Annotated in this window: 12 protein-coding genes; 8 read left to right on the forward strand and 4 right to left on the reverse strand. The window is 63.8% G+C overall.

Going from position 1 to position 13,732, the window contains the following annotated elements; translation table 11 throughout:
• Position 1: 1 nt before the first annotated feature.
• The 3 genes from KUV82_RS08070 to KUV82_RS08080 form a co-directional block, all read right to left on the reverse strand.
• On the reverse strand, positions 2-1,168 hold the full coding sequence (locus KUV82_RS08070; RefSeq protein WP_219953794.1) for an indoleamine 2,3-dioxygenase: 1,167 nt from the start codon (positions 1,166-1,168) through the stop codon (positions 2-4).
• Between the two features lie 115 nt (positions 1,169-1,283).
• Positions 1,284-1,796, reverse strand: a complete 513-nt coding sequence (locus tag KUV82_RS08075; RefSeq protein WP_219956257.1) for a vgr related protein — start codon at positions 1,794-1,796, stop codon at positions 1,284-1,286.
• A gap of 23 nt (positions 1,797-1,819) precedes the next feature.
• Positions 1,820-2,293, reverse strand: coding sequence for a copper chaperone PCu(A)C (locus KUV82_RS08080; RefSeq protein ID WP_258319684.1), 474 nt, complete (start codon positions 2,291-2,293; stop codon positions 1,820-1,822).
• Between the two features lie 179 nt (positions 2,294-2,472).
• Between KUV82_RS08080 and dnaK the strand changes: the two genes are divergently transcribed.
• The 3 genes from dnaK to KUV82_RS08095 all read left to right on the forward strand — a co-directional run bounded on the left by dnaK (position 2,473) and on the right by KUV82_RS08095 (position 6,253).
• Entirely contained in the window at positions 2,473-4,404 is a 1,932-nt protein-coding gene (dnaK, locus tag KUV82_RS08085) for a molecular chaperone DnaK (protein ID WP_219953795.1), read from the forward strand.
• Between the two features lie 68 nt (positions 4,405-4,472).
• Complete coding sequence (gene dnaJ, locus KUV82_RS08090) at positions 4,473-5,591, forward strand: molecular chaperone DnaJ (RefSeq protein WP_219953797.1); 1,119 nt, start codon at positions 4,473-4,475, stop codon at positions 5,589-5,591.
• Between the two features lie 38 nt (positions 5,592-5,629).
• Positions 5,630-6,253 carry a DUF6445 family protein gene (locus KUV82_RS08095; protein ID WP_219953798.1) on the forward strand — a complete coding sequence of 208 codons (624 nt, stop codon included), beginning with the start codon at positions 5,630-5,632 and terminating at the stop codon, positions 6,251-6,253.
• On the opposite strand, the gene KUV82_RS08100 is transcribed toward KUV82_RS08095, so the two are convergent.
• Positions 6,250-8,565: a patatin-like protein gene (locus tag KUV82_RS08100; RefSeq protein WP_219953799.1), complete on the reverse strand. Its 2,316-nt coding sequence runs from the start codon at positions 8,563-8,565 to the stop codon at positions 6,250-6,252. The genes KUV82_RS08095 and KUV82_RS08100 overlap by 4 nt on opposite strands.
• Before the next feature lie 72 nt (positions 8,566-8,637).
• On the opposite strand from KUV82_RS08100, the gene radA reads away from it, so the two are divergent.
• The 5 genes from radA to alr are packed head-to-tail and all read left to right on the forward strand — an operon-like array spanning position 8,638 to position 13,709.
• A complete protein-coding gene (gene radA, locus KUV82_RS08105; RefSeq protein WP_219953800.1) occupies positions 8,638-10,005 on the forward strand; it encodes a DNA repair protein RadA in 1,368 nt (455 codons plus the stop codon).
• Between the two features lie 24 nt (positions 10,006-10,029).
• Entirely contained in the window at positions 10,030-10,551 is a 522-nt protein-coding gene (locus tag KUV82_RS08110; protein ID WP_219953801.1) for a CvpA family protein, read from the forward strand.
• On the forward strand, positions 10,551-10,985 hold the full coding sequence (locus tag KUV82_RS08115; protein WP_219953802.1) for an iron-sulfur cluster assembly scaffold protein: 435 nt from the start codon (positions 10,551-10,553) through the stop codon (positions 10,983-10,985). Before KUV82_RS08110 ends, KUV82_RS08115 begins: the two co-directional genes overlap by 1 nt.
• Before the next feature lie 44 nt (positions 10,986-11,029).
• A complete protein-coding gene (locus tag KUV82_RS08120) occupies positions 11,030-12,664 on the forward strand; it encodes an MFS transporter (RefSeq protein ID WP_219953803.1) in 1,635 nt (544 codons plus the stop codon).
• A gap of 10 nt (positions 12,665-12,674) precedes the next feature.
• Entirely contained in the window at positions 12,675-13,709 is a 1,035-nt protein-coding gene (gene alr / locus KUV82_RS08125; protein WP_219953804.1) for an alanine racemase, read from the forward strand.
• Positions 13,710-13,732 lie beyond the last annotated feature (23 nt).

Here is a 13,732-nt window from a genome sequence, read left to right on the forward strand (position 1 = left end):
ATCAGGCGACGACCTGCTCACGGTTTTCGTCGCGATGCTTCTTCAGGTATTTCATGAAGGGCGTGCCGCCGGTCCCGACATCGGGATCGTTGCCGGCAATCGAACCGGCCTGCTTGTTGATGTAGCTGGCCGCGTATTCGAGGTGCCGCGTGCGGAAGCGCGCGGACTGTTCGAGGCATGCGTTGAACGCATCCTTGAGCGCCTGGTTGCTGCTCGCGCTGACGAAATCGCGCAGCGTCGAGTGCCTGGCAAGGTCCTCGATGAAGCGGCGGTGCTCGACCGGGCGGTAGTGGTGCAACTCGTCGAGGAAGCTCTTCAATGGATCGTCGCTGTGTCCGACCTGGAACAGCGCATCCATCGCAGGCACGATCGAACTTTGCGAACCCGTCTGGCCGCGGAACGCCTGCGGCGCGCCGCCGAACTTCTCGATACCTTCATAGACCAGCCCGCCATCCTTGAGTGCCGGATTGTTCGCCCAGCCATGGATGTAGGGCCGCACGCGGTGGAAGTAGATGTACGGATCGCACTGTTCGGGCATGCGGGCGAAGTGGGCGTAAATGCGCTCCCACGCCTCGTCCATTTCCTTCAGCAGGCGGGTTGCTTCGTCCTCGTCGTTTTCTCTGGCGATCGTCACCAGCCTGGCCGCGTTGTCGAGCAGGACGCCGGCTTCCGCTTCGATGGCGACATGGACCAGCACGAACCAGTTCTCGTCTGCGCCGCCGAGGAAGTTCTGATGCATGACGATGTTGTCGAGCGTGATCGGGCCCGACTTGTCGATCCGGTACCAGTTGTCGAGCACGTATCCCGAATAGGGAAGCAGCGGCGCCTGGCCGAGGCGATCGGCGAGCGCGCACATCGGGCGGGCGAGATTGGCCGGCAGGTGGGTCGGCGGCTCGGGCTCACCCCACACATAGGCCTGCACGAGGAAGGAGTAGTGCACCATGGCGGTGCGGACCTCTTCTTCGGGGGCGGCCTTGGCCCAGTCTTCGATGTCGGGATCGGGCAGGGCGTCCAGCCATTGGCGCACACGGCCCGATGTCAGCAATCCGGAGAGGACCCCCGCTGCTTCGACAATCGGTGCGAAGCGGTCGGGAAGGGTGATCTCATCGATTTCGTAGTGCGAAAGATAGCCGCGCTCGCGGCTCATACCGTAGTCTTTAAGCTCCATTGTAGTGACTCATTGCCGGGCGCGGGTTGGGCCGCCCGGTCAATGCGCGCATTCGTATCGAATGAAACCGGATTGCTCAATCGAAGGCGGTGGATAACTCGCCGATGCCGTAACGTCAGGCGGTCGCCCCGGGAAAGCGAACGAGCATGTCGTAGGCCGATGCATCGGACACTCCGGCCACCCGGACCCCGTTCCTCAGCCAAAAGGCGTGTTTCACGATTTCCGCCTGCTGTTCGATACCGTATTTCTCGAGCGGCCATCCGGGCTTGAGCGAATAATCGTATCGCGCCCAAGGCATGCGGCGGGTCACAAGGTACCAGTCGCCGCGCGTCTGGACCTGCCAGACATGGACCAGCTCGTGGATGAGCAATCCCTGACGCAATGTGTTCACCTGCGAAAAGTCATCGCAATAGGCATCGCCGCGAGGATGGAAATAAACATGACCGCGCGGGGCCATGGTGATGCGGCGCGGCTGGAACACAAACCACTTGCGCCGCCGGATGGTCACCCGGTCATAGTCGATCGCATTCCCGAAAACAGAGCGGGCCAGCGCAATCTCACCAGAAGTAAGCGCCCGCTCTCCACCGGCGGGGCAGGAGGGCGCAACAGCTTTTTCATGGCTTTCCAGCCCGAGCGTGTCGCGCCCCTCGCTCAGCGTTCGTCACCCGCAGCGCGGATCTCGACCGGGAACGTCTTGGTCTTCCCGCCGACCACGGTCAGCGTCATGTCGGTCGTACCGCCGGCCTCGAGCGTGGGTTCGAGATCGAACACCATGACATGGAACCCGCCCGGCTCGAGGCTCTCGGTATCGCCTGCATTGACCAGGATCTGGCCAACGCTGTCCATCATCATCTGGCCCTGCATCTCCATCGAGCCGTGCAGCTCCGCGCTGCTGGCACCGGCCACATCGGCGCGGCGGATGGCGTAGTTCTTCTCGCCCGTGTTCTTGACGTCGAAATAAATGGCTCCCGGATTACCCTCGACCGCAGGCAGCATCAGGCGCGCGTTCGAGACTTCCAGCGTGACATCGTCGACCACCGCTGCGGCCTCCGGTTCGCTCGAACAGGCTGCAACAGCAAGGCTGCCGATGGCCAGCGCCAGCGGCGCAAAACGCGTCATTCTCATCGAATTTTCCCCTCTTCGTACTCGGCGAAAAAACTAGCGCCGCCACTCCCTTGTGCCAAGAGAAACCGCACCTATATCACCCGTGTAACACACCACCGGATAGAGCCGCCGACCGGTTCCGCCACTTCACGGGGAACCAGCTGAGCGGTGTCCAACGACTTGAAACAGATGGGGAAACCATGAGCAAAGTTATCGGTATCGACCTTGGCACCACCAACAGCTGCGTTGCTGTTATGGACGGGGGCAAGCCCAAGGTTGTCGAGAATTCGGAAGGCGCGCGCACGACGCCTTCGATCGTTGCCTTCACCAAGGACAACGAACGCCTGATCGGCCAGCCTGCCAAGCGCCAGGCCGTCACCAACCCGGACAACACCCTCTTCGCGATCAAGCGTCTGATCGGCCGCCGGTTCGACGATCCGCTGACCAAGAAGGACATGGGCCTCGTTCCCTATGACATCGTCAAGGGCAAGAACGGCGACGCATGGGTCGAAGCCGGGGGCGAAGAGTATTCGCCCAGCCAGGTTTCCGCCTTCATCCTCCAGAAGATGAAGGAAACCGCCGAGAGCTATCTCGGTGAAACCGTCACGCAGGCCGTGATCACCGTTCCCGCATACTTCAACGACGCGCAGCGCCAGGCGACAAAGGACGCCGGTCAGATCGCGGGTCTCGAAGTGCTGCGCATCATCAACGAGCCGACCGCAGCGGCGCTCGCCTATGGCATGGATAAGGAAGACGGCAAGACCATCGCCGTCTACGACCTTGGCGGCGGCACCTTCGACGTCTCGGTCCTCGAGATCGGCGACGGCGTCTTCGAAGTGAAGTCGACCAACGGCGACACCTTCCTGGGCGGTGAAGACTTCGACAGCGCGATCGTCGAATACCTTGCAGACGAGTTCAAGAAGAAGGAGAACATGGATCTCCGGACCGACAAGCTCGCCCTGCAGCGCCTCAAGGAAGCAGCCGAAAAGGCCAAGATCGAACTGTCGAGCTCGGCCCAGACCGAAGTCAACCTGCCCTTCATCACCGCCCGCATGGAAGGCGGCAGCTCGACCCCGCTGCACCTCGTCGAAACGATCAGCCGTTCGAAGCTCGAACAGCTCGTTGGCGACCTGATCAAGCGCACGCTCGAGCCTTGTAAGAAGGCTCTGGCCGACGCAGGCGTTTCGAAGGACGAAATCGACGAAGTGATCCTGGTCGGCGGCATGACCCGCATGCCCAAGGTTCGTGAAGTCGTGGAAGAGTTCTTCGGTTCGAAGCCGCACACCGGCGTGAACCCCGATGAAGTCGTCGCCATGGGTGCCGCCATCCAGGCCGGCGTTCTCCAGGGCGACGTCAAGGACGTGCTCCTGCTCGACGTGACCCCGCTGTCGCTGGGTATCGAAACGCTGGGCGGCATCATGACCAAGATGATCGATCGCAACACCACGATCCCGACCAAGAAGACCCAGACCTACTCGACCGCCGAGGACAACCAGAACGCGGTGACCATCCGCGTCTTCCAGGGCGAGCGCGAAATGGCGGCGGACAACAAGCTGCTTGGCCAGTTCGACCTGGTCGGCATCCCGGCCGCACCGCGCGGTGTTCCGCAGATCGAAGTTACCTTCGACATCGACGCGAACGGCATCGTGAACGTGTCGGCCAAGGACAAGGGTACGGGCAAGGAACAGCAGATCCGCATCCAGGCTTCGGGCGGTCTTTCGGACGACGACATCGAACAGATGGTCCAGGACGCCGAGAAGTTCGCCGACGAGGACAAGAAGCGCCGCGAAGGCGCGGAAGCCCGCAACCAGGCCGACAGCCTCGTCCACGCGACCGAGAAGCAGCTTGAGGAACATGGCGACAAGATCGACGCCTCGCTGAAGAGCGAAGTCGAAGAGAAGGTCGCAGCGCTCAAGACCGCGCTCGAAGGCGACGATGCGGCCGACATCAACGCCAAGGCCCAGGACCTGTCGCAGAGCGCGATGAAGATGGGCCAGTCGATCTACGAGCAGGAGCAGGCCAATGCCGCTTCGGATGCTCCGGAAGGCGGCGACGCCGGTTCGGACAGCTCGTCGGAGGAAGAGGTGGTCGACGCCGAATTCTCCGAAGTCGACGAAGACGCGAAGAACTGATCGCTGAATGAAAAGCCAATCGCCACCGGTGCCACCGCGCGCCGGTGGCGATTAGCCATTGGATTGCCATGTCGACGACCGAAACCGATCTTTACGAGCTGCTGGGCGTAAGCCGCGATGCCGATGGGGCGACGATCAAGTCGGCCTATCGCAAGATGGCGATGAAGCACCATCCGGACCGCAACCCCGGCTGCACCGAAAGCGAGAACACCTTCAAGGCCGTGAGCGCAGCGTATGAAGTGCTCAAGGATCCGCAGAAACGCGCGGCCTACGACCGTTATGGCCACGCGGCCTTCCAGCAGGGCGGGCCCGGTTCCGGCCAGGGCGGGGCGGATTTCGGCGACCTCGGCGATATTTTCGAGACCATCTTCGGTAGCGCTTTCGGCGGCGGCGGGCGGGCCCGACCGCGCCGCGGCGCCGACCTGCGCTATGACATGCAGATCAATCTGGAAGAGGCCTTCCACGGCAAGTCGACCCAGATCGAGATCGAAGTCTCCCAGAACTGCGACACCTGCCACGGCTCGGGCGCCACGCCCGGCACCCGCGCGCGCACCTGCAACCTGTGCCATGGCCAGGGCAACGTGCGAGCCAAGCAGGGCTTCTTCGTGGTCGAACGGCCGTGCCCCAACTGCCATGGCAGCGGCGAAGTCATCACCTCGCCGTGCCGCGATTGCCGCGGGGAAGGGCGGATCGACAAGCCCCAGGCGCTCGAGGTCGATATTCCTCCCGGGGTCGACACCGGCACGCGCATCCGCCTGTCGGGCAAGGGCGAAGCGGGCCCGCGCGGCGCGCCTCCGGGCGATCTCTACATTTTCGTGCATGTGAAGCCGCACGAAATTTTCCAGCGTGAAGGCACAACGCTTGCCACGCGCGTGCCGATCAGCTTCACCACGGCCGCTCTCGGCGGCTCGATCGACATTCCCAATCTCGATGGTGAAGAAGTGACGCTCGAAATCCCGGCCGGGATCCAGTCGGGCAAGCAGCTGCGCCAGCGCGGCGCGGGCATGCCGGTACTGCAGGGCCGCGGACGCGGTGACCTGGTGGTCGAGATTGCCGTCGAGACGCCGACCAAGCTCAGCAAGGAACAGCGCGCCCTGCTCGAGGAGTTCCGCGAGCTGGAAACCGGCGACGAGTGTCCCGAAAGCCGCGGCTTCTTCGACAAGCTGAGGGATGCCTTCGGCGGGTGATTGCCAAGCCGGGTGGAGGCCGCGATAAGCGCTCTTCCATGCTGCCATCGCTTACCATCATCGACGATTTCCTGACCGACCCCTGGGCCGCCCGGCGCGCCGCGCTGGCGCTCGACTATGCGGCTCCTGGCAGCGGCGGGAATTACCCGGGCCGGGATTCCACAACCGCTCTGCCGATGGACGGCATCAACGCCGCGGTTTCGCGCCATGTCGGCACCAAGCTGGTCGGCGCACCGGGGACCGAGCACGGCCATTGCCGGCTTACGCGCAAGAGCGACAAGGGCCGCAGCGGCGTGCACGTCGACCCGGCCTTTTATTCCGGCATCCTGTATCTCTCGCGTCCCGAGGATTGCGCGCGTCCCGGCGCGGGCGGGACGGATTTTTTCCGCCACAAGCGGACAGGGCTCGAACGCGTGCCGCAGAACGGCGCAGAATTGGCCGCGACAGGGTACGACAATCTCGACGATCTTGTTGCGGACGTCGTCAACAAGGACACGACGCAGCCCGCGAAGTGGGAACGCGTGATGCGCGTGCCGATGCGGTTTAACCGCCTCGTGCTCTTCTCGCCCTGGCAGTTTCACAACGCAGCGCCCGGCTTCGGAACAGATGACGACAGCGCGCGGCTTGTCATGCTTCTTTTCTTCGGCCGCGCCGAGAGCTAGGGTAATCGCTCCACGACTTCGGACCGGATTTCGTCGATCAGCCGCTGGTTGCACCGCTCGGCCGACTGTTCCTCGTCCAGAACCGCATGGAATGCGTCGCGTTTGAAGGCACGCAGCGTTGCTTCGTCGAAAGGTGTCGCAAGGGTGGAACTGATCAGGTCGATCATGCGCTCCGCGCCGTGCAGGCGTCCCCAGAGGTAATCGTTCTCGCGGTAGTCCCGGCTGAAGAAAGCGCCAAAATTGTAGAACTCAATCCCTCGCAAGGTCGCCCGTGTCCCACCCTCGCGGAGACTACGCGCGTCGTCGGGGCTGATGCGATCGACCTTCACCGGGTCGAATTCGGTCAGCCCCTCATTGCGCAGGAGCGGCAGGGTCGCGACGTCGTAAAACGGGAAGCCCAGATAGGTCAGCAGGGAGCGGCGACGCAGGTTTTTGGGCATCCGCTCCATGGCTGCCGCGAGCATGATTTCAGCGCGGTCGTCTAGGTCGGGCAAGAGGCGCAAGGCCTCAATCCGGTCAAGCAGTGCGCCGGGGCTTGCCATCACATCCTCGGCATATGGCTGGAACCCGGAACCAAGAGCCCGCATGCCTTCTTTCTCGAAATAGAGAGCGAGAATTGCGTAGACCGCGTCGCGCGCCTCTTCGAGCGCATCGTCGGGTATCTCGGGATCCGCTTCCCAGTCCCGCGCAAGGCGCCGGGCGAGGAGGCGCAGGCGGCGGATGCGAAATCCGATATCGTGTTCGCGGAAAAAGGCGATGGCCTGCGGCGATGCACCGCCCGAACTGCCGGCCAGCGTTCCGAGCCCGCGCCTGACAAGCTCTTCGCGCAAGCTCTCCTCGATCGGGGATGGATCGTCGAACCCAAGATGCGGCGCCGCTTCCAACGTCAGGCGCGAAAGGCGTGCGAGGATCCCGGTGAACTTTGCCTGCGCATAAGCGTGAAACGCGTATCCCGCGCGCTCGGCTGCGGCCTGCTGGGCCTTCTGCCGCCAGGCCTTGAGACGGGCAGGCGTAGGGCGATCGAGAAACAGCGTCCGCCCGAACAGCTTGTCGACCGCGCCATCCACTTCCGGCCGGAGCGCGGCAACCATGCGCCCCAGGCGTTCGGCCTCGCGGCTCTGTTCTTCTAGCTGCTCGAGGTTGTCGCGGATCGGCTGTTCGCGCGGGAGCGTGGAAAGCGATCCGAAGATGGCGGAGAAGAAACCCACCGGCTCGCTCTTCGCTGCCCCGCGGTTGCTGAAGCGATCGGGGCGTGGATCGACATAGACGAAACGGCGGTCCACTTCGCGCTGCGCAGGGCGCCCTTCGAGTGCAGCAATCGCGCCTGCAAAGGGCTTGTTCACCAGCACCGATCCATCGATAAGCGACACGTTTTCAACGCTTTCCCGCGCAACATGAACCGACATGATGCGGTCGAGAAAATCCTCGCGTTCGGGCCAGGCGCGCTCGGTAAGGTCAGAAAGCGTGTCTATTTCCTCCAGCCTCAGCGGCGGGAACGCACCTGGGAAACTAGCCGTTGCGCGCGCAGCAAAGACAAGCTCGAGCGGATTAGCGAGATCGGCCCCGCCCACGATCGGCGTGCGCGAGCGGAACGTGATCGGCATCCGGTGTTCGGTATCTTCGACAACCGGCGGGCTGTGAAGCCGCAGCTCTTCCAGATAGCCATGGAAATCGGTCGCCGTGACATAGAGGTCGAGCGGATGACCGGGTGGCAGCAGGGGCCCTTCCGCCTCGCTTTCGGCCATGGCGCTAAACGCCCGTTCGAGCAGCTTGGAAAAACCGAGTCCTGAAAACGGCGGTTCGAACCAGCGCCCGCGAATGAGGTGGGAGACCTTGCGCTCCACTTCCGCCTGGGTCTCCGGCGCAACCGTGTCTGAAAGGTCGCTGCCCGGCCGACTGAGCATCCAGTTGGCGAAGGGCTGCGCCCAGATCTTGGAAAAACGCCACTTCAGCCGTGCGGCCGGATCGACCAGTTCGTCGACATCGGCAACTTCCAGCCACAGGTCGGTAAGAGGTTCGAGCGACTGGCCCGAATGGATCGCCTGGGCGAGGAACACCGCGTTGATCCCGCCCGCGCTCGCGCCGCTCATGATGTCGGGCAGGACGCGCAGCTTGAGGTCGCACTCATCGGCAATGCGAGACAGCATGGCGCGGTAAACCGCGTCAACGCCGCCCCTTGGCGGAGTGCCGGAATGATAGTCCCTGCTCGCGCGCGCCAGCTGCCACAGCTCGCGCGTGACACCGTGCATATAGACCGCCAGGCTAACCCCGCCGTAGCAGACCAGTGCGATCCTCAATTCCTTCTGGCGCATCGTTCATCGTCATGGCGGGATAAATTGCGGAAGGCAATTGCGTTCCGCAAATGTTCCGCTTATCAAACAGCCATGGCGAAACCCAAGAAACGCTATGTCTGCCAGGCCTGTGGCAGCGTCTCGCACCGCTGGCAGGGCCAGTGCGCCGACTGCGCAGAATGGAACACGCTGGTCGAAGATGCACCGGCAACAGTGTTCTCGATGAAGCACGACCTGTCGAGCGGCGGGCGCGCGGTGGAGTTCGTCGATCTCGACAAGCCGGGTGCCTTGCCGACCCGGCAACCTACGGGTCTTGCGGAGTTCGACCGCGCCCTCGGTGGCGGCCTCGTGCCCGGCTCGGCGATTCTTCTCGGCGGCGACCCGGGGATCGGGAAATCGACCCTCCTGCTGCAGGCCGCGGCGCGAATTGCGCGGGAAGGGCACGGCGTAGTCTATGTCAGCGGCGAAGAAGCCTCTGCACAGGTGCGCATGCGGGCCGCGCGGCTTGGTCTGTCCGATGCGCCGGTAAAGCTCGCCGCGGCGACCGGTGTGCGCGATATCCTGACCACGCTGGGCACGATGGAAACGCCCAAGCTGATGGTGATCGACTCGATCCAGACGATGCATTCCGACACGATCGAAGGGGCGCCCGGAACGGTCAGCCAGGTGCGCGGCTGCGCGTTCGAATTGATCCGTTACGCCAAGGAAAATGGCGTCGCCCTGGTGCTGGTCGGCCATGTCACCAAGGACGGGAACATCGCGGGTCCGCGCGTGCTCGAACACATGGTCGATGTGGTGATGAGCTTCGAAGGCGAACGCAGCCACCAGTACCGCATCCTGCGCGCGCTCAAGAACCGCTTCGGCGCGGTGGACGAGATCGGCGTGTTTTCCATGGCCAGCGAAGGACTGGAGGAAGTCGACAATCCCTCCATGCTGTTCCTCTCCGGTCGTGACGAGCCCATGGCTGGGAGCGCGGTCTATCCGGCAATCGAAGGAACCCGCCCGGTCCTGGTCGAAATCCAGGCGCTGATCGTGCGCCTGCAATCGGGCGCGACACCGCGCCGCGCGGTCGTGGGCTGGGACAGCGGGCGGCTCGCCATGCTGCTGGCCGTGCTGGAATCCCGGTGCGGGCTGAACTTCTCCTCTGCCGAGGTCTACCTGAACGTGGCAGGCGGATACCGCCTTTCGGACCCCGCCGCCGACCTTGCCGTCGCCGCTGCGCTGGTCAGCGCCATGGCGGACCGGCCGCTCCCGGCACGCAGCGTGTGGCTCGGCGAAGTCTCGCTCGCAGGCGAGATACGCCCGGTGGCCCACGGCGGCCTGCGTCTGCGCGAAGCAGCAAAGCTCGGATTCGAGGCCGGCTTCGGCCCATCGGACGTAAAGGGCGCTTCGTCGGCACTGCGCTATGAGGGTTTGGGACAGCTCGCCAATCTCGTTGACCGGGTAATCGGGACTTCATAGATCACGGGGGCTTAAGGGTAGCCCATGACCGGTTTTGATTATCTCGTATTGCTTATCGTCGGCATCGCCGCTGTCGGCGGCTTCATGCGCGGCTTCGTGCAGGAAGTGTTTTCGCTCGCCGCGTGGATGCTGGCCGCTTTCGCCATCCGCTTCCTTCACGCTCCGCTGACGCTGGCGATGCAGGACTTCCTTGGTTCCGACATCACGACCTCTCTGCTCGCGTTTACATTGCTGCTGCTCATTCCCTACGCCGCGATGAAGGTGATCGCCAACAACGTGTCGGCAGCCTCGCAGGGCTCCGTCCTCGGACCGGTTGATCGGGTACTGGGATTCGGCTTCGGCGCGCTGAAGGGCATGGTCATAGTCGTCATCGCATTCTCGCTGCTGGTGCTGGGTTACGACCAGGTGTGGAGCTATAAAGGTCGTCCCAACTGGATTACCACGGCGCGCAGCTACGAATTGGTCGATTCCAGTTCGCGCGCACTGGTCGAGGTTCTGGCGGAGCGGCGCGCGCGACTCCGCTCAGACTCATCCGCAGCTCGATAATGGTCCGTAGCCGCGCCCCGGCGCTGTATTCTCCCGAACTTCTTGGCATGGCGATCGAGCTTGCCGATGTCCCTTTCGATGCCAACGCCGCTGCAACCGGCCATGCACGCTCACGAAGCTGCGGCAGCGTGATCGATGTGTCGTCAAAGAGTGGCGAACGGCTTGATGGGATGGGCCTCAAGGTAGCGGCGTGTGCCGTGGGCCAGGCCTCCGCCGCCATCTTTGCCCACGAGGCAAGCGGCATGGATGAGGGCGACGTTTCGAAGGTCCTCGCTTCACTTACCGAATGGCTGGAGGGTTCAAGAGACAGCGCCTTCCTGGCGCGGCTTGAACGGCTTGAGCCGGCCCGGGCCCATGCCGGTCGGCATGAAGCAATCCTCCTGCCGTGGAGAGCCGCGCTCGACGCGCTTTCCAAGGGCACACGCGCTCGCTAGACCCGCTCCCTGAAACAGAACATTCGCGAATGAGGGAGCGCGACATGCCCGAGGGCGCCGCCATCGAACAACGGGAACCGACCGAGAAGGAAATCCGCCTGGTCATCGCGGCCAGCAGCGCGGGCACCATCTTCGAGTGGTACGATTTCTTCATCTACGGCACGCTTGCCGGGCTGATTGGCGCGGCCTTTTTCCCAAGCGATAACGAGACGCTGGAGATACTCCTCGTCTGGGCGGGTTTTGCGGTCGGGTTCGGTTTCCGGCCTCTTGGCGCCATCCTGTTCGGCTTTCTCGGCGACAGGCTTGGGCGCAAATACACCTTCCTCGTAACTGTCACCCTCATGGGCATAGCGACTGCCGGGGTCGGCCTGATTCCGAGCGCTGCCAGTATCGGCCTTGCCGCGCCGATCATCGTTATCTGCCTGCGCATCCTCCAGGGGCTGGCGCTCGGCGGCGAATACGGCGGCGCAGCGATCTATGTTGCCGAGCACGCCCCGCCCGAAAAGCGCGGTTTCTACACGAGCTTTATCCAGGCAAGCGTTGTCGGGGGCTTCGTCCTCTCGATCATCGTTGTGATCGCCTGCCGCGCGCTTTTCTCGCCCGAAGACTTCGCCGCATGGGGCTGGCGCGTGCCGTTCCTGCTGTCGATCATCCTGCTCTTCATCTCGCTTTGGATGCGCTTGAAGTTGTCCGAAAGCCCGGTCTTCCAGGCAATGAAAGCGGCCGGTGAAACCAGCGCCAATCCGTTCAAGGAAAGCCTGACCTATCCGGGCAACCCCAAGCGGATTTTCGTCGCCCTGTTCGGCATCACCGGCATCCTGACGACGATCTGGTACACGGCCTTCTTCTCCGGCCTTTCCTTCCTGCGCGGTCCGATGCGCGTGGATGAAAGCGTGGTCGAATGGATGCTGCTTATCGCCGGCACGATCTCGATGAGCTTCTACCTCCTCGTCGGCAAATGGTCCGATACAGTCGGGCGCAAGAAGCCGATCATCATCGGCGCGCTGGCCTCGCTCGTGCTGCTCTTTCCGGTGTTCTGGGGGATCGGTGCGCTCGCCAATCCGGGCCTTGAAGAAAGCGCCAAAGCTGCCCCGATCACGGTCAGCGGCGAGCAGTGCGACTACGATCCGTTCGCCGAAGTCCAGGCCAGTGCCTGCGGGCGAGCGCTGCAGGACCTGACCGCCCTCGGCGTGCCCTATGCGATCAGCGAGGGCGGGGCTGCTGAAGTCGCCGTGGGCGCACAGGGGTACAGCTATGAAGGCCTGCCCGATGAAACCCGCCGCGCCATCATCCAGGGCTGGCTGGAAACCAACGGGTACAATTTCGACCGCCAGACGCCCCCGATGCTCAGCATCCTCGGGATCATCGGCCTGCTGCTCGTGCTCGGTTTCCTGTCGGCGTTGACCTATGGTTCGGTGGCCGCGCTCCTGTCGGAGATGTTCCCGGCCAAGATCCGCTACAGCTCGATGTCGATCCCCTACCATATCGGGGCCGGCTACCTCGGCGGGTTCCTTCCGCTGATCGCAGGGTACATCGTGGCCATGACCGGCGATGCCTTCTCAGGCCTCTGGTACACGATCGCCGTCGTAGCCTTCGGCCTTGTGGTCGCATGGTGGGGCCTGCCCGACGGACCGCCGCGCGATTTCGAGGACGCCGACATCTCGCCAACCGCTCCTTGATGAGGAGGGTATGACCGACCTCCCGCCGCCCACGCTGCGGCTGCGCATCGACGCTTCCGCGCTGCAAGCAAACTGGCGCGCTCTCGACCGTCTGTCGGGGGGGGCAAGGGCGGGCGCAGCGGTCAAGGCCAACGCCTATGGCCTCGGCGTCGATCGCTGCGTGCCTGCACTTGCGGACGCGGGATGCCGCGACTTCTTCGTCGCTCACTGGAGTGAGGTGCCCGCGGTCCTGCGCCATGTCGCTCCCGAGCGCGTGTCGGTCCTCCACGGTCCCGGCTCGGCCGAGGAAGCCGCCTACGCCCGTGCGGCAGGTGTGCGGCCCGTGATCGACAGCCTGCACCAGGCGCAGATCTGGACCGGGAGCGGGGGCGGGGCCTGCCACCTGATGATCGACACCGGCATCAACCGCCTCGGCATTGCGCCCGAAGACGTGTCCGATTCCCTCATCCAGTCGCTCGAGGTCGAAGTTCTGATGAGCCACCTCGCCTGCGCCGACGAAGACAGCGCTATGAACGCGCAGCAAGTCGCGCGTTTTCGAGAGTGTCTCGGGTCGGTCGGCCACCAGGAAGCAAGCCTGGCCAACAGCGCCGGCATCGCGCTTGGCGACGACTACGCCTTCGACCTGACCCGTCCGGGATTGTCGCTCTACGGCGGCGTCCCGCGCGATGAGCTCGATGGCGATATTGCGCAGGTCGCCTACCCGCAGGCGGCCCTGATCCAGACACGCAGTATCGAAGCCGGAGAGAGCGTTGGCTACAACGCAACCTTTACCGCGACCGACGCCATGCGCGTGGGCGTGGTCTCGCTCGGCTATGCCGATGGGATCCTGCGCAGCTGGGCAGGAGCCCATTTCACCTCGCAGGGAAGGGCGCTCCCAATCCTCGGCAAGGTTTCGATGGACATGATCGTGATCGACCTCGCCAATGCGCCCGACCTGGCAGAAGGCGACTGGGTGGAGCTGCCCTATCACCTTCCCGATGCTGCGCAGCAAAGCACTCTTTCGCAATATGAATTGCTCACCGTGCTGGGCCGCCGCTTCGGTTGACCTTTGCGTCATGTTGCGCTGCA

Source organism: Qipengyuania flava (assembly GCF_019448255.1).
GTDB lineage: Bacteria > Pseudomonadota > Alphaproteobacteria > Sphingomonadales > Sphingomonadaceae > Qipengyuania > Qipengyuania flava_A.